Source organism: Oleiphilus sp. HI0080 (genome assembly GCF_001635135.1).
On the sequence record NZ_LWFU01000858.1, the window covers coordinates 1 to 16,287 of the forward strand.

Genomic DNA, 16,287 nt, shown 5'->3' on the forward strand with positions numbered 1-16,287 from the left:
AAGACGAGTTTCATGTTGATGCACTGTTGGTCGCCTGCAAGCTTGATACTTGCATCAAATGCTTTGTTCCCTTTCATTGAGAAGCCTTCAGGTTTGCTGATCAGCACGCCTTTTAGCGAGATATCCTCTAACTCTGTCGACCACATCATGCCGTCTTGACTTATCGTGCACTCAGCATTGAATAGTATTCGGCTGAACTGTCGTCTTTCTTGGTGTTCTTGAGTTTCTGACATGCATTCATTACCTGTTGTGGGCTAGAGAGTGACTAAGCGTATTTACTATAGGTTCTATAGTCCCCTATCGCAAATACGCTAGTGTGACTAGGCTAACTTTTTATAGTTAACGCGAGTGGGTGTTTTGGCTTGCTCGCCTTTTCGCGACTTAAAGTCGGCTTCATACTCGGTGTAATTGCCTTCGAACCAGATCACCTCGCTATCTCCCTCGTAGGCGAGAATGTGAGTGGCAATACGATCTAGGAACCAGCGATCGTGCGAGATTACAATGGCACTGCCTGGGAAAGCGAGAATAGCCTCTTCGAGCGCCCTAAGGGTTTCAACGTCGAGATCATTTGTTGGTTCATCGAGGAGCAAGACATTTGCGCCTTGTTTCAGTGTGTTCGCCAAGTGCAATCGGTTTCTTTCCCCTCCTGAAAGTTCGCTGACCCTTTTTTGCTGGTCATTGCCGCGAAAATTGAAGCGACTGATGTAAGCGCGGGAAGGAGTTTGATAATTACCTATGGTAATCATGTCGTTGCCGCCACTCACTTCTTCCCACACGGTTTTATCATTGCTCAGGTCTCGACCTTGCTCGACGTAGCCTACCTGAACGGTCTCGCCAAGACGGATGGTTCCGCTGTCAGGCTGTTCCGCGCCGGCGATAAGCTTGAACAAAGACGATTTGCCTGCGCCATTGCCTCCGACCACGCCAACGATGCTGCCAGGCGGGATGGAAAGACTAAGATCTTTGAACAAAAGTTTGTCGCGATATTGTTTGCTGACGGCATCGAGTTCGATTACTACATCGCCCAAGCGAGGGCCTGGTGGGATGTATATTTCCATGGTCTCATTGCGTTTTTGGGTTTCTTGCGAGTTGAGTTCATCAAAGCGCTGAAGGCGAGCCTTGCTCTTCGCATGACGCCCTTTGGCGTTGCTGCGAACCCACTCCAGCTCAGATTTAATACTGCGTTGGCGCGCATCTTCTTGCTTTTGCTCAATCTCAAGGCGTTTCTCTTTGGCTTCGAGCCATTGAGAATAGTTCCCTTCGAAGGGGATACCGTGGCCTCGATCCAGTTCAAGAATCCAGCCGGCAACGTTGTCGAGAAAGTATCGATCGTGTGTGATGGCCACTACGGTACCTGGGTAGTCGTGAAGAAAGCGTTCAAGCCATGCAACGCTTTCTGCATCCAAATGGTTGGTCGGTTCGTCGAGAAGAAGCATGTCTGGCTTAGAGAGAAGTAAGCGGCAAAGCGCTACACGGCGCTTTTCGCCGCCTGATAGCGTGGCAACATCGGCATCCCAGGGTGGCAGACGAAGGGCGTCCGCGGCAACTTCTAGTGTCCGCTCTAGATTATGGCCGTCGCCAGTTTCGATGATCGCTTCCAGCTTCGCTTGTTCTGCAGCGAGTGCGTCGAAGTCTGCATCCGGCTCAGCGTATTCAGCATAGACTTGATCGAGTCTAGTCAGTGCGTCTTTAAGTTCCCGAAGCCCTTCCTCAACGTTTGCGCGAACATCTTTTTCTTCATCAAGTTGCGGCTCTTGAGGGAGGTAGCCCACTTTGATTCCGGGTTGTGGGCGCGCTTCGCCCGTATAATCTTGGTCAACGCCCGCCATAATTTTAAGTAGAGTGGATTTACCTGCGCCATTCAGACCAAGTACGCCAATTTTTGCGCCTGGAAAGAAAGACAAGGAAATATCTTTGAGGATTTCGCGTTTGGGTGGGACGACCTTACCAACCCGATTCATAGTGAACACGTACTGTGCCATTCAGAAGCTCCTTTGCTTAATTTCTTAGACTCGCATTCAACGCGAAATCTGATGACGCGCACACTAGCGAAAAAGCAAGTTCAAGGCAACGAGTGAGCGCGTTTCGATAGCATATGAGTCTAGTCGTTTTCAATGTGCTTGTTCTTATAAATGTCGTGATGTTGCTATAAAAATCATTTAAAATGACGCGCTTTTAAAATGGCTTGTACAAAAAATGTACGTTGGAAGCCTGATATTGTCTGTTCGAGATCGGCCAAAACCGACTGAACGTTGTTGAGTATGAAAAGAGGCGCTAGATGTTTACCCAAGATATGAGCATTGCTGGATTTGATGATGAGTTGTTGGCGGCGATGGATGCTGAAGCCAAAAGGCAGGAAGATCACATCGAATTGATTGCTTCTGAAAACTACACAAGTCCCCGAGTTATGGAAGCGCAGGGTTCTTACTTGACGAACAAATACGCTGAAGGTTACCCAGGTAAGCGGTATTACGGTGGTTGTGAGCATGTTGATGTTGTCGAACAGTTAGCAATTGACCGTGCAAAGGCTTTGTTTGGTGCTGATTTTGCAAACGTGCAGCCGCATTCCGGTTCTTCAGCGAACGCTGCTGTTTTCATGGCTCTTTGTGAGCCTGGCGACACGATTCTTGGTATGAGCCTTGCCCACGGTGGTCACTTAACTCACGGTGCTTCAGTGAGCTTTTCTGGAAGAATTTATAATGCAGTCCAATATGGCTTGAATGAAGCAACGGGCGAGATTGATTATGAGCAGGTCGAAGCGCTTGCTAAAGAACATCAGCCGAAAATGATCATTGCTGGCTTCTCTGCATATTCCCGTGTTGTTGATTGGCAGCGTTTTCGCGACATCGCAGACAGTGTTGGAGCCTACTTGTTTGTTGATATGGCGCACATTGCTGGTCTTGTGGCAGGCGGCGTATATCCGAGCCCCGTTGGTATTGCGGATGTCACAACAACAACGACACACAAAACGCTCCGAGGTCCTCGTGGAGGTTTGATTCTAGCAAAGGCGAATGAGGATCTTGAGAAAAAGCTCAACTTCGCTGTGTTCCCTGAAAGTCAGGGTGGTCCGTTGATGCATGTGATCGCGGCCAAAGCGGTATGCTTCAAAGAAGCCATGTCGGAAGAGTTCAAAGCCTATCAGCAACAAGTTGTCACTAACGCACAGGCGATGGTCAGTGTTTTAATGGATCGTGGCTATAAGGTGGTATCCGGCGGCACGGATGATCATTTGTTTTTGCTTGACCTGATCGATAAGGATATCACCGGTAAGGATGCAGATGCGGCGTTAGGCCGAGCGCATATCACAGTAAACAAAAACTCAGTACCAAATGACCCTCGGTCCCCGTTTGTGACGAGTGGCTTACGCATTGGTACTCCTGCAATCACGAGTCGTGGGTTTGCAGAAAGTGACTGCGCCGAACTTGCTGGTTGGATGTGTGATGTACTTGATGCTTTGATAAAAGATCCGGAAGATCAATCAGTGATTGATTCGACGCGAGAAAAAGTGCAGGCCATTTGCAAGCGTTTGCCTGTTTACGCTAACTAATCGTTTTCGAAGCTTAACGGAGCAAAAAGCGCCCGATGCACTGTCCATTTTGCAAGGCAACAGATACAAAGGTATATGACTCTCGCTTGGTCGCCGAAGGTGATCAAGTGAGGCGTCGTCGTGAATGCCTTTCGTGCAAAGAGCGTTTCACTACCTTCGAAACTGCGGAGTTAGTCATGCCGCGGGTTGTTAAGCAGGATGGAACACGCCAACCTTTTGATGAAGAAAAACTGAATCGAGGGATTCAGCGAGCTCTCGAAAAGCGACCAGTCAGTATTGAGTCCATCGAGAAGGCGATCAATAACATCAAGTATCGATTGCGCGCGACTGGAGAGCGTGAGCTTAAGTCGCTTCGAATTGGTGAAGAGGTCATGAAAGAGTTACGTGATATTGACGAGGTTGCATACGTTCGCTTTGCTTCGGTATATCGTAGCTTTCAGGATATCAATGAGTTCAAAGAGGAAATTGATCGCTTGTCAAAAAGCGATGCCTCTGAGAGCGCGAAATAACTGCTCCCCCTTAGTGAGTGCATCGTAATGGCTTGTTGGTCTGCAGACGATCGTCGTTTCATGTCCCGTGCATTGCAGCTCGCAAGGCTTGGCCAATATTCAACCCACCCTAACCCGCGAGTCGGTTGCGTGCTTGTGAAAAATGGCCGTGTTGTTGGTGAAGGATATCATGTGCGAGCTGGAGAGGCGCACGCAGAAATCCACGCACTGAATCAGGCGGGGAGTAGTGCGAAAGGCGCGACAGCTTACGTAACTTTAGAACCCTGTAGTCATCAGGGGCGTACACCTCCTTGTGCAGATGCTTTGATTAAAGCGAATGTGGCGCGGGTTGTTGCAGCCATGCAAGATCCTAATCCAAATGTGTCGGGAAGGGGTATGAAAAGAATCGCTGAGGCAGGGATCCAGGTTGCTAGCGGCCTTTTTGAAGATCAGGCGCGAGACCTGAATCAGGGTTTTGTTTATCGCATGACCGAAGGGCGACCTTTTGTGCGATTAAAAATGGCGATGAGTGTCGATGGAAGAACGGCGATGGAATCGGGAGAAAGCCAGTGGATTACGGGTCCTGATGCACGCCGAGATGTTCAACGATGGAGGGCCAGAGCGTCCGCGATACTAACGTCGACGGGCACTGTCCAGCAAGACAACCCGAGGTTAACGGTTAGGGAGTCTGAACTATTAGCGTCTCGTCGAGAGCAGCCGGCGCGCGTTGTGCTAGATTCAAAACGCGTGTTGAGTGGTTCAGAGGCTGTTTTTGATGCCAATGCACAGGTCATTCATGTGGTCGCTGACCAATCAACCATCACGAAGCAAGTTGCGCCCAAGGCCGGTGTTGAAGTCTTAGTATTGCCGCTAAATGAGCATGGGCACTTTAGCGCGAAGCAGTTAATGACAGAGCTTGCGCAGCGAGAGATCAATGAAGTGTTTGTTGAGGCGGGTGCGGGTCTTGCTGGTGATCTTTTAGCTGAGAACTTAGTTGATGAATTGTTGATTTACATGGCGCCGAAGATGATGGGGAGTGCGGCAAGAGGTTTGGCCCTACTTCCTTTAGAGCGCATGGATCAAGCGATTGAGCTTGAATTGAATGATCTTCGTATGCTTGGGTGCGATGTAAGAATGCGATATCGGCTGAAGAGGAAATAGGCAGAATGTTTACCGGGATCATTGAGGCGGTGGGACGCATTGCAGAGCTTCAGAGTGTTCGAGAGGGTATGCGCATACGGATTGAAAGCGTAGCTCTTGGTTTGAGTGATGTTCAGCTTGGAGATAGCATTGCGGTAAACGGTGTCTGTCTGACTGTTACCCAGTTTTCTTCTAGGGATTTTTGTGCGGATATTTCGGCGGAGTCTTTGCGTTACACGCGTTTTGCCTCAATGAGGGTTGGTGATTCGGTCAATTTAGAAAAGGCGCTCACGCTTAGTAAGCCCCTGGGTGGCCATTTAGTGAGTGGGCATGTTGATGGAATAGGGTCTATAGTTGCTGTCAGTTCCGAGGGGGACTCCCTGCGTTATACCATCGAATGCGAGCAAGAGCTGACGCGTTATATCGCCAATAAGGGGTCGGTTTGCGTAGATGGCGTCAGCCTTACGGTTACTGGTCTTGTGGAAAAAGGTTTTACCCTAAATATAGTGCCTCACACCACGGCAAATACAATTATCCCGGGTTATAAATCCGGAACCAAAGTGCACTTGGAAGTAGATTTAATGGCTCGATATGCCGAAAGGCTTTTGCAAGTAGGTCAGTTAGCAGAGTCAAAAGAAAAGCCAGCATTAGACGAGGCATTTTTGGCTCGTAATGGCTATAAAGTTTAATACATCGTCGTGCTGAGTATGCACGGTTGAACCGGAGGTTGAATGAAGCTCAACACTGTTGAAGAGCTGGTAGAAGATATTCGTCAGGGCAAAATGGTGATCTTGATGGATGATGAGGATCGCGAAAATGAGGGCGATCTGGTCATTGCTGCGGAACAAGTGCGTCCAGAAGATATAAATTTCATGGCGACTCATGCTCGGGGTCTTATTTGTCTTACGTTGACGCAGGAGCGTTGTAGGTTCCTAGGTTTGCCGTTGATGGTGGCGAGTAATCATGCTCAGTTTCAAACCAATTTTACGGTTTCTATTGAGGCTGCAGAGGGTGTTACAACAGGGATTTCTGCTGCAGACAGAGCGCATACAGTGAGGACGGCGGTTGGTCGCAATACCAAGCCCGAAGATATCGTGCAGCCGGGGCATATTTTTCCGATTGCAGCTCAGCCGGGTGGCGTGTTGAGTCGTGCAGGTCATACCGAGGCGGGTTGTGATCTAGCTAGAATGGCTGGCTTTGAAGCGTCATCGGTGATTGTAGAGATAATGAACGAAGACGGAACGATGGCGCGACGCCCTGATTTGGAAGAGTTTGCGAAAAAACACGATCTTAAAATCGGCACCATTGCTGATATGATCCATTATCGCGCTTTGAATGAGCAGACTGTTGTCAGGCAAGAGGAGCATCGAATTGAAACGGAGCATGGTGATTTTAATCTGATTACCTACAAAGATACTCTGCAGGGCGATTTGCACATGGCGTTTGTGAAAGGTTCCGTTGAGGATGTCGATGCGCCGGTCGTGCGAGTTCAGTATCCTGACATCCTCCGGGACACTATTGGTGTTTTGAAAGAGGGCTCGCAATCTTGGTCGGTTCAAAATGCCTTGGCGCGGATTGCAGAAGAGGGTGCGGGCGTGTTGGTTTTGTTGGGAGATACTTACGAGGCGAGTATGGAAGAGCGCTTGATTGAGTTCTTTAATGCGGCCACGCCTCAGTCCGGAGGGCAGGGCGCCTATTTAACGGTCGGTACAGGCTCGCAGATTCTGCGGGATCTTGGTGTGAGCAAGATGCGATTGCTTGCGCCGAAAGTGAAGTTCTCAGCCTTGTCCGGCTTTGATTTAGAAGTAACTGAATTCATTCCGTACAACGGATAACATTTTTAGGAAGAGTATTAGCATGCGAAATATCAAAGTCCATGAGGGCGATTTTAAAGAAGTTTCCGGGAAGTTTGCCCTTGTCGTGGGTCGTTTTAATGCCTTTGTTGTTGAGAGCCTCTTAGAGGGGGCGATCGATGCTCTTGTTCGTCAGGGTATCGCCGAAAGCGATATTGAGATTTATCGTGTTCCTGGTGCGTTTGAGATGCCTTTAGCGGTGCAGCGTGTAGCTAAAACTGGTAAGTTCGATGCGATCGTTGCGCTCGGAGCAGTGATCCGTGGTGGAACGCCGCACTTTGAGTATGTTGCTGGTGAGTGTACTAAAGGCATTAGCGCCGTGTCTCTTGAGTGCAACTTACCGATCGCATTCGGGGTATTGACCGTTGACAGCATAGAGCAAGCGATTGAGCGTTCGGGCACGAAAGCCGGAAACAAAGGTGCCGAGGCTGCAATGTCTGCTTTGGAAATGCTCACTTTGTTTAAGAATGCGGGTATTTAATGAGCGACTCTGAACAGAATACTTCCCGAAAAATCACGACTTCACAGCGTAAGCGTTCTCGCAAGCTTGTGTTGCAGGCGCTTTATCAGTGGCAGCTTGGTCAGGCGAATATATCGCAGATTGAAGCGGAGTTCCGAACGGATAATGATTTCAGAAAGATTGATGAAGCCTACTTCGAGCAAGTATTCCGTTCGATCCCTAAGTGCGTCAATGAGCTTGATCAGCAGTTTGAAGTTCTCCTTGATCGAGCTATTGCAGATGTTGATCCGATCGAGCTTGCTATTCTGAGGGTTGGGACATTTGAGTTGATGAATCGCATTGATATTCCTCTTCGAGTAGTCATTAACGAAGCGATTGAGTTAGCGAAGGAGTTTGGTGGCACGGATGGCCATAAATACGTCAATGGAATACTCGACAAGCTCGGGAATAAGCTTCGATCTGCCGAGGCGAGCGCAAAACGCTCTTAGACGCTGTTTCTAATGATTAATCGGGTGCTTGAATCATGGGGTTAAGATTTCGTCAAAGCCCTGAGTTCGACCTGATCTCTCGCTACTTTTCTCGGCATCAATCTAATGCATTTGAGTTATCTGTTGGTGATGATGCTGCGGTTTTTAGTCTGCCTGAAAACCATTGTCTCGTCTTCTCTATCGATACGCAGGTTGAGGGACGTCATTTTCCTGTCGGATTTCCTGCTGACAAAATAGCGACGCGTGCTCTTGGCTCGGCAATGAGTGATCTTGCAGCGATGGGTGCGCGGCCTCACCACTTCACCTTAGCCTTAACGCTTCCCGAGTTTGAAGAGCAATGGCTTCATGCGTTCTCTCGGGGGCTTTATGAGCTGGCGGATCGGTTTGATTTTAAATTGGTTGGTGGGGACACAACGAAAGGTCCTCTCTCTATCAGCATTCAGGTGCATGGTTTGGTAGAGCGTGACCGTTACCTGCAGCGCAGCACGGCGAGTTCGGCTGACGGCATATATGTGAGCGGTAGTCTTGGAGACGCAGCAGGAGGCTTGAAGCTCGCTCTTTCTAATAGACAAGATGCCCTTAGTGATGACGAGCATCGATTGTTTAATGCGTATGCTTGTCCTAGGCCTGAGGTCGAATTGGGCTTGGCGCTTGTAGGAAATGCATCCGCTGCGCTAGATATTTCTGATGGCCTTTTGGCGGATTTAGAACAGCTCGCGGTGGCATCAGATCTGGCCTGTCATTTAGATTTAGATACCATTCCTCTTTCAGGTGCGCTACGCCGCGTAGAGGGTGATGTGGAGGCGTTGAATCTTGCCTTGGCTGGAGGAGACGATTACAGGCTGTTGGCGACCATGCCAGCGAATAAAGAGCGCCTTGCCAAAGAGCTAGGCTTGTTTAAGATTGGGTATATGTTGGATTGCCCGATTGAGCATACAGGCGAGCGTGTACGGTTATATAAAAATGGTGTCTATCACAGGGCACCGAATGTTAAAGGATTCGATCATTTTGGATAAAGTGCGCATCCCTTTGAGTTTATTGAAGGATCCTCGCTGTCTGTTGGCGTTTGGTTTTGGAAGTGGTTGTGCGCCAAAGGCGCCTGGAACCTTTGGTACGCTCGCTGCGGTGCCATTCTACTTTTTGATAGCGGATCTTCCAATTCTCCCCTATGTGCTGGTGTGCTTAGTTGCCTTTGTTGTTGGCTGTTATCTCTGCGAAGTTGCGAGCAAGGCTCTTGGTGTGCATGATCACGGAGGAATTGTTTGGGATGAGTTTGTTGGTTATTGGATCGCTATGATGGCCGCGCCCAAGGGTATCCTATGGGTAATACTTGGATTTATTTTATTTCGAGTGTTCGATATCTGGAAGCCAGCACCGATCAAGCAGTTGGATGCAAAGGTACATGGCGGCTTTGGGATCATGTTAGATGATCTGGTTGCCGGGATATATGCGTTGATCGCTCTCCAGGCGGTCGCCTATCTTTGGAATTAGACCATTGTTTGCCTAGTGGGTTTTTGGTAGGCGTTGAACTACTGAGAGGAACCGCTCAAGACTTGCCTCTGCGCGTTCTTTTGATGCGTATGGGCCACTATCAAAGCCTTCTCGTGTTGAAAAATACCATTTTTGGCCTGCACAAAAAAAACGATCGCTTCGAAATGGAACGTCTCCGGATTCGCCGTGGCGATGAGCTGCTTGATTCATTGTTACGATACCTCCCCTAAGTCCTTTAAATTTAGATGATGTCGGTTAAAAATCAACCAACCAAGTCTCGCTTTACGTTTTGTTGGGTGAAATTATCTTTAGCTTTGGGCGTTCTATTCGGAAATCATTGAAAGCGCTCGGCGCTAAGTTCAAAATGCAGGGTAGTGAATTACATTGAATAAGAGAACATGATTATGCGAAGTCTTAGAGGGATCCTGCTGCTTGTGATCGTGGCAATGGTGTCTGCGTGTACCGGAAAACCTGTCAAAACATATGAAGGTGCAGCGCTACCAGATAAAGATGTCGCCATCCTTACTGCGAGTGACAATATCGAGGTCATCGAAATCGATGGTACAGAAATGACGACGTACTTATTGTCGAATATAGAGACTATGTACGCACTGAAGCCGGGGAAGCATCGCATAGTCTTTAATTATACGAGTGTTTGGTCAGTGGCGCCTAAGGGGCAGGACGGTCCTCGCTCAGAGGCTGTCGAGTCGCCAGCACAGGTTGTTGAGATTGAAGTGAAGGCTGGCGATAGCTTGAGTTTTGAGTTTGATGATGTTGAAAACATTCGTGAGGCACGAGCGTTTGCCGAGAGATTTACAGCGAACCTGGTGGATAGTCAGGGTAATGTTCTCGGTGCTTCGGATCTGTACGTCAAGCAGGTAGAGCAGGAGATGGGCGAGCAGGTGGCGGTTGCCGGCGTCCAAGCAGGTCAGCTTGAGTCGAAGGCTGCAGGCTTGCCGCCACTTGAGGCCATGAAAGTGATTTGGGAAGGCGCTTCAACAGAGGATAAAAAGGCTTTTCTTAAGTGGGCTTTTAAGTAGCACCCAGCCTCACTTTAGATGGTGTTTGTGTAAGCTATTTTTGCCACACTATTTGATTTCTTCGGCGGAGGAGAACAGACCGCCGACGATGCCTGTTATGTCATCGATAATACCTGTCACGAGAGAGCGGTTCGCTTCTGATTCCGCTTCAATCGTTACGTCTTCACTTTGCATCGATTCAATTCGCGCAGTAGCTTCCTTTAAATAGCTAGAAAACGCTTTGTCGCCAATAAAATTATCTGGGCAGTAAGTGCAGTTAATGTTGTAACGGCCGTTGTAGCTAATGATCGTGATCGTGAGGCCTATGCCGTCAAACAGTGGGCTACTACTTGAAAGGGATACGAGCTCGTTTTCTTCAAAGTAAAGTGGAAACTGTGGCCCTGGAATATTGATGATGGGCAGGTTGAACATCGGTTTAAACTTTTGCGCGAGCAAAAATTCCGAGTAGACGCGAGCAGAGAGCGCGGTCATATTTGTCGGTACCAACTCGGTTAATCTATTTGCCGATATCGCGTCATCGTAGTGACTAGAGTCCGTTGCCATCGCGTGAATCTCTCGAATCCGCTTGATTGGATGTGGCTCATTTGTGATTAGCGAGAACAAGCTTGCTGTGAGTTGTTTGCCTGATTTGTAATTAAGGCTTGTTGAGCGTACTGAGATTGGAGAAAGGGCAATGAGTGGCGCTTTAGGTAGTACATTGTGGTCTTTTAAATAGCAATGCAGTGCTTCTGCGCAAATCCCGATTAGGATGTCGTTCGTTGTGACATTTTCCAGTCCCTGCCTGAGCTCTCGAACGGTTGTAAATGACAGGTGGAGGTTGTCATTTACACGTTTGCTTGTGACTTTCTTGTTGAGAGGTGTTGTCGCAACACTTAATAGTGCGGCGGGAAGATTCAGTCGTTGAAGGTTCTCGTAGAGCACGCCATAAAATGCGGACGATGCGGTGTCTTTAAGCATGTTGGTCAATGCAGTGGGAATGGTCAACGCTTTGTTGTAAGCCGCTTCCAGTATTGAGCTTGTTTCTGGTAGTGCTGCTGGCGCCCAAGGTTCGGGCTTAGTTAGCTTGCTGACATGGGGGCTCACATCAAGGAGTTGGCTAAGAACATCTTCTCCGGTGGCGGAGTCGAGAGCGGCAATGTGTGTTACCAAAATTAGAGCGAAGTGGGTCTTGTCGCAGTTGGGTTCGTTCTCGAGTCCATCTACATAGTAGGCTTGCCAAAGAGGTTGATGTCTTTCAAGGGGGGTGTTGAGGATTTTGGCGGCAAGCTCATCTAGTGAGCATGGGTTTTGCAGTGCGCTCAGTTGAATATGGTGAACATGATTCGATAGTTTGAAACTCGGGTCATCGCACCAAATAGGAAATTCATTGTTTAGCGGCGCCTCAACCAGCTTTTGTCGAAAGAACGTTTCATTGCCCAGTTTTGATTCAACAATGGCTTTAAATCTATCGAAATTGAATCGAGATCGAGTGCTCTTTTTGCGAAATATGTATGTGCCGCCAACATGCAGAGGTGCTCTACTGCTCTCTAGAAAGAGGAAGGATGCATCGATTTCTGACAACGTTCTCATGCTATGGACTCAACCTGAAGTTGGTGGTTCGAGGCTTAGGCGGCGAGTGAGCAGGATACCTACTTATCCCTGTTAACACTAAGTTCCGCAATATAGCCCAAGGCTTCACTATGAATATTCTGACCAAGTTGTTGCGCAGCATCAATAGCTTTGTTCTTACATTTCTCTGCGGCTTCTAAGGTGTATTCTAGTGCGCCGGTAGCCTGAACAATGGCGATTACCTCGCTAATGGCTTCTCGCTCTCCTCTGCGGATCGCATTTCGAATGAAAGTGCGTTGCTGTTCTGAGCCTTCGCGCATTGCAAAGATAAGCGGTAATGTAGTCTTGCCCTCGGCAAGATCATCTCCAGTGTTCTTGCCCATCTGCTTTATATCGCCAGAGTAGTCGAGGATGTCATCGACGAGTTGAAAGGCAAGCCCTAATTGCAAACCAAAGTCTTTTGCGGCTTGTTGTTGGGTATCTGAAGCACTACCAAGTTTAGCGGCGCCGTGCGATGCCGCCACGAAAAGCATGGCTGTTTTGTATTCGATAACATCGAAATACTGCTCTTCGCTGATGTCTGGGTTTTTCGCATTCATTAATTGGAATACTTCGCCCTCAGCAATCACATTAGTTGCGTTGGCGAGGACAGACATGACCCCCATGTTGCCTATCTCAACCATCATTTGAAAAGCGCGCGAATAAAGGAAGTCCCCTACAAGTACGCTTGGGGCATTGCCCCAATTCGCGTTTGCTGTTGCTTTACCGCGCCTTAGGTCCGAGGTGTCAACGACGTCGTCATGTAAGAGTGTGGCGGTATGCAGAAACTCGATAATTGACGCAAGTTTGATGGTGTCTTGGTCGCTTTTACCTAAGGCTTTCGCTGTCAGTAGCGTTACCAATGGTCGCATCCGTTTGCCGCCGCTTTCAACGATGTATTGTGCGATTTTTTCAACAAGCGGCACTCTGGAAGAGAGTTGTTCGATAATAAGGCTGTTGACCGCATCGAACTCGCTTTCGACGCTTTTGTAGATGTCTGTTAGCTGCATTAATTAGTTCTAGTTTTAGAGTGGTTGGCGGGCATACGGCGCGCTGCGATGGCAAATGCTATGAGTACCGCGCCTCGGTGTCAAGATAAGTCCTTTAATGCCAAACACCCGCTTGCATTTGATTAATGCTTGTCTTAGAATCACGCGCCCCTCAAATAGCGAGGTCATTCTCTGTTATAGGGTTGCCGAAGAGCTTCCTTTAGAAACAGATGCGCAATCAGGTTCACTGAAGCGAAGAAATGACGACATGGCGGCTATCAGTCGCGACGAGGGAGAATATATTTTGGAGAAGAAAATGTACGCAGTTATCGTAAGCGGTGGTAAACAGCATCGTGTTACAGAGGGCGAAGTCCTTAAGCTCGAGAAGATTGAGCTTGAGACGGGCGCTAAAGTTGATTTCGATCGTGTATTGCTAGTAGCGAACGGCGACGATGTAAAAATCGGTGAGCCAAACGTGAAAGGCGCTAAAGTGACAGCAGAGATTGTTAGTCATGGTCGTCATGACAAAGTGAAGATCATGAAGTTCAAGCGTCGCAAGCACCACATGAAGCAAATGGGTCACCGTCAGTGGTACACTGAGGTGAAAATCACTGGAATTAAAGGCTAAGTTGTTTGCACCTAGTGCGAATCAGGTAGCGTAAGGAGTAATCTAATGGCTCACAAAAAAGCGGGTGGTAGTACCCGGAACGGTCGCGATTCGGAAAGTAAACGTTTAGGCGTTAAGCGCTTCGGCGGCCAAGAAGTTTCAGCTGGTAGCATTATTGTGCGTCAGCGTGGCACGCGTTTCCACGCAGGTAACAATGTTGGTCTTGGTAAAGATCACACTTTGTTCGCAACTGCAGATGGTGTTGTTCAGTTCGTCACAAAAGGTCCTCAGAACCGTAAATACGTGGAAATCGTAGCAGCGGAATAAGGTCGGCCTTATTAGAAAAAGCTCCGCATAGCGGGGCTTTTTTTTTGTGTTTTTGTAGCGCGTGGGCGTACAGCAGTTAAACTGTTTCTAACACTTTCGCTGTGAAAGGATAGATATGAAATTTGTAGATGAAGCCGCGATCTCTGTAGAGGCCGGAAAGGGCGGAAATGGCTGTTTAAGTTTTCGTCGAGAAAAATATATTCCCAAGGGCGGTCCTGATGGTGGGGATGGTGGTGATGGCGGCTCTGTCATCTTGGAAGCAAATGATGGTTTGAATACGCTGATCGATTATCGGTTTGTTCGTCAATATCGCGCGCAATCAGGTGAAGGCGGAAAAGGCCGTAATTGTACTGGTGCCAAAGGTGAAGACTTGATTCTAGGCGTTCCTGTTGGGACAAGTGTTTTTGATGTGGATACCGAAGAAGTACTTGGTGATTTAACTCAGATCGGGCAGCAACTTGTTGTCGCACAAGGCGGCTGGCATGGATTGGGGAATACGCGTTTTAAGTCGAGTACCAATCGTGCGCCGCGACAAACGACGCCAGGCAAACCCGGTGAGAAGCGCAATATTCGATTAGAGCTGAAAGTGCTTGCTGACGTCGGTTTGCTGGGGCTTCCGAATGCTGGTAAGTCGACTTTGATTCGGTCTGTTTCGGCGGCAAAGCCGAAGGTTGCCAATTATCCCTTTACGACTCTTGTGCCTAATCTAGGTGTGGTGCGTGTCGAGTCACATAAAAGCTTCGTGATGGCAGATATCCCCGGTTTGATCAAAGGTGCATCTGATGGTGCAGGGCTTGGGATTCGATTTTTAAAGCATTTGGTGCGCACACGCTTGCTGCTTCATGTTGTTGATATGGCTCCCTATGATGGGAAAGAGCCTAAAGAAGCCGTAGAGGAAATTGTTGGAGAGCTTGAAGGTTTTAGTCCAACGCTGGCCTCAAGAGAGCGTTGGCTTGTGCTGAATAAACTAGATATGGTTCCTGAAGAAGAGCGAGAGCAGCGTTGTGATGAGTTGGTTCAGGCGCTCGGCTGGAAAGGGCCGGTATATCGAGTTTCGGCGTTGAACAAGGAAGGTCTTGAAGCGTTGACCTGGGATATTATGCGCTGGATTGATGCAAAAGCAGAGGCAGAGGCTAACGATGAGGAGTTGGCTGAGTTAGAGGCTGGTTTGAAAGAAGCTATGCAGCATGAAGCGCGGGTGCGCTTAGAAGAGTATAAGGCTGCGAGAAAGACTCGTCGCGCTCAGGGTGAGGACTTAGATGATGACGATGACTTTGATGAAGACGATTATGATGTCGAAGTGGAGTATGCGCCTTAACGTGGGTGAATAGAGAATTGTGAGTCAGTTAAATAAAAATGAGACGCGTGATAAGTTGAGGTCCGCTAAGCGGATTGTTGTGAAAATTGGTAGCGCGTTATTGACGGATGATGGGCGTGGACTAGCACACGACTCGATTCAAGAATGGGTAACGCAGATGGTTTCGGCTCTCGATCATGGCGTTGAAATTGTACTGGTGTCATCCGGTTCGGTAGCGGAAGGTATGGTGCGCCTCGGGTTGGAGTCTCGACCCTCTCAGCTTAATCTTCTGCAGGCTGCGGCAGCCGTTGGGCAGACGGGCTTGGTCAATGCCTATGAGCGTTATTTTGGCGAGCACCAAAGGTGCACTGCTCAGATTCTTCTTACCCATGATGATTTGTCGGATCGGAAGCGTTACCTAAATGCGCGAAGTACGATAACGACGTTGCTCGATCTAGGCGCTGTTCCTATTATCAATGAAAACGATACGGTAGTGACGGATGAAATTCGGTTTGGTGACAATGATACGCTCGGTGCTTTAGTGACCAATTTGGTTGATGCGGATGGGTTGATCATTTTAACCGATCAGGATGGCATGTTTGATCGTGATCCTCGTAAGCATTCCGATGCTCGTTTACTTTCTGAAGTGAGAGCGGATGACGAGAATCTTGATGCAATGGCGGGTGGTGTCTCCGGTGCTTTGGGGCGTGGCGGTATGCAAACTAAGCTTCGAGCGGCGCGGCTCGCTGCGCGTTCGGGCGCGTTTACAGTCGTGGCGGGTGGTAAAATCCCAAATGTGTTGACGCGTCTTTTTGAAGGAGAGAGTGTTGGGACGCTTTTCCGGGCGAGTACGGATCGACAGTTAGCTCGGAAGCAATGGCTTGCAGGCCATCTGCAAACAAAAGGTGATGTTGTTCTTGATGGCGGCGCCGTAAAGGCTCTAAGAGCGGGTGGAAAAAGCTTGTTGCCTGTT

19 protein-coding genes are annotated in these 16,287 nt (G+C 48.6%); 14 read left to right on the forward strand and 5 right to left on the reverse strand.

Annotated elements, in window-relative coordinates; translation table 11 throughout:
- Positions 1–233, reverse strand: a 233-nt coding sequence (locus tag A3751_RS22270; protein WP_197466453.1) for a PilZ domain-containing protein, incomplete at its 3' end; no start/stop codon positions are given.
- 87 nt (positions 234–320) lie between these two features.
- Positions 321–1,982, reverse strand: coding sequence for an energy-dependent translational throttle protein EttA (ettA, locus tag A3751_RS17290; protein ID WP_068458240.1), 1,662 nt, complete (start codon positions 1,980–1,982; stop codon positions 321–323).
- 296 nt (positions 1,983–2,278) lie between these two features.
- On the opposite strand from ettA, the gene glyA reads away from it, so the two are divergent.
- From glyA to A3751_RS17335, 9 genes are read left to right on the forward strand one after another with little or no spacing between them, the layout of a single operon-like run.
- Positions 2,279–3,547, forward strand: coding sequence for a serine hydroxymethyltransferase (gene glyA, locus A3751_RS17295; protein ID WP_068458243.1), 1,269 nt, complete (start codon positions 2,279–2,281; stop codon positions 3,545–3,547).
- A gap of 35 nt (positions 3,548–3,582) precedes the next feature.
- Positions 3,583–4,056, forward strand: coding sequence for a transcriptional regulator NrdR (nrdR, locus tag A3751_RS17300; protein ID WP_068458245.1), 474 nt, complete (start codon positions 3,583–3,585; stop codon positions 4,054–4,056).
- A 27-nt stretch (positions 4,057–4,083) separates the two neighbouring features.
- Positions 4,084–5,196 carry a bifunctional diaminohydroxyphosphoribosylaminopyrimidine deaminase/5-amino-6-(5-phosphoribosylamino)uracil reductase RibD gene (ribD, locus tag A3751_RS17305; protein ID WP_068458247.1) on the forward strand — a complete coding sequence of 371 codons (1,113 nt, stop codon included), beginning with the start codon at positions 4,084–4,086 and terminating at the stop codon, positions 5,194–5,196.
- A gap of 5 nt (positions 5,197–5,201) precedes the next feature.
- Positions 5,202–5,864: a riboflavin synthase gene (locus A3751_RS17310; protein WP_068458250.1), complete on the forward strand. Its 663-nt coding sequence runs from the start codon at positions 5,202–5,204 to the stop codon at positions 5,862–5,864.
- Positions 5,865–5,906: 42 nt separating this feature from the next.
- Positions 5,907–7,010, forward strand: coding sequence for a bifunctional 3,4-dihydroxy-2-butanone-4-phosphate synthase/GTP cyclohydrolase II (gene ribBA, locus A3751_RS17315; protein WP_068458252.1), 1,104 nt, complete (start codon positions 5,907–5,909; stop codon positions 7,008–7,010).
- A 22-nt stretch (positions 7,011–7,032) separates the two neighbouring features.
- Complete coding sequence (gene ribE / locus A3751_RS17320; RefSeq protein ID WP_068458254.1) at positions 7,033–7,509, forward strand: 6,7-dimethyl-8-ribityllumazine synthase; 477 nt, start codon at positions 7,033–7,035, stop codon at positions 7,507–7,509.
- A complete protein-coding gene (gene nusB, locus A3751_RS17325) occupies positions 7,509–7,976 on the forward strand; it encodes a transcription antitermination factor NusB (RefSeq protein ID WP_068458256.1) in 468 nt (155 codons plus the stop codon). Before ribE ends, nusB begins: the two co-directional genes overlap by 1 nt.
- 35 nt (positions 7,977–8,011) lie before the next feature.
- Positions 8,012–8,992: a thiamine-phosphate kinase gene (thiL, locus tag A3751_RS17330; protein WP_068458258.1), complete on the forward strand. Its 981-nt coding sequence runs from the start codon at positions 8,012–8,014 to the stop codon at positions 8,990–8,992.
- A complete protein-coding gene (locus A3751_RS17335; protein ID WP_231871770.1) occupies positions 8,985–9,467 on the forward strand; it encodes a phosphatidylglycerophosphatase A in 483 nt (160 codons plus the stop codon). The genes thiL and A3751_RS17335 overlap by 8 nt, the downstream gene beginning before the upstream one ends.
- Before the next feature lie 12 nt (positions 9,468–9,479).
- Here A3751_RS17335 and A3751_RS21925 read toward each other — a convergent pair whose 3' ends face one another.
- Positions 9,480–9,677 (reverse strand): DUF6316 family protein, encoded by a 198-nt coding sequence (locus A3751_RS21925; RefSeq protein ID WP_068520448.1) that lies wholly within the window; start codon positions 9,675–9,677, stop codon positions 9,480–9,482.
- A 194-nt stretch (positions 9,678–9,871) separates the two neighbouring features.
- Between A3751_RS21925 and A3751_RS17345 the strand changes: the two genes are divergently transcribed.
- Complete coding sequence (locus A3751_RS17345) at positions 9,872–10,507, forward strand: DUF2057 family protein (protein ID WP_068458265.1); 636 nt, start codon at positions 9,872–9,874, stop codon at positions 10,505–10,507.
- Between the two features lie 48 nt (positions 10,508–10,555).
- Here A3751_RS17345 and A3751_RS17350 read toward each other — a convergent pair whose 3' ends face one another.
- A complete protein-coding gene (locus A3751_RS17350) occupies positions 10,556–12,076 on the reverse strand; it encodes a wax ester/triacylglycerol synthase domain-containing protein (protein WP_068458267.1) in 1,521 nt (506 codons plus the stop codon).
- A 59-nt stretch (positions 12,077–12,135) separates the two neighbouring features.
- Positions 12,136–13,104, reverse strand: a complete 969-nt coding sequence (locus tag A3751_RS17355; protein ID WP_068458269.1) for a polyprenyl synthetase family protein — start codon at positions 13,102–13,104, stop codon at positions 12,136–12,138.
- 295 nt (positions 13,105–13,399) lie between these two features.
- Here A3751_RS17355 and rplU point away from each other — a divergent pair, with 295 nt between their 5' ends.
- The 4 genes from rplU to proB all read left to right on the forward strand — a co-directional run.
- Complete coding sequence (rplU, locus tag A3751_RS17360) at positions 13,400–13,711, forward strand: 50S ribosomal protein L21 (RefSeq protein ID WP_068458279.1); 312 nt, start codon at positions 13,400–13,402, stop codon at positions 13,709–13,711.
- 45 nt (positions 13,712–13,756) lie between these two features.
- On the forward strand, positions 13,757–14,017 hold the full coding sequence (gene rpmA, locus A3751_RS17365) for a 50S ribosomal protein L27 (RefSeq protein WP_068458270.1): 261 nt from the start codon (positions 13,757–13,759) through the stop codon (positions 14,015–14,017).
- Positions 14,018–14,132: 115 nt separating this feature from the next.
- Positions 14,133–15,335 (forward strand): Obg family GTPase CgtA, encoded by a 1,203-nt coding sequence (gene cgtA, locus A3751_RS17370; protein WP_068458273.1) that lies wholly within the window; start codon positions 14,133–14,135, stop codon positions 15,333–15,335.
- A 19-nt stretch (positions 15,336–15,354) separates the two neighbouring features.
- Positions 15,355–16,287: glutamate 5-kinase (gene proB, locus A3751_RS17375; RefSeq protein ID WP_068458275.1), on the forward strand; the 933-nt coding region annotated here is incomplete at its 3' end.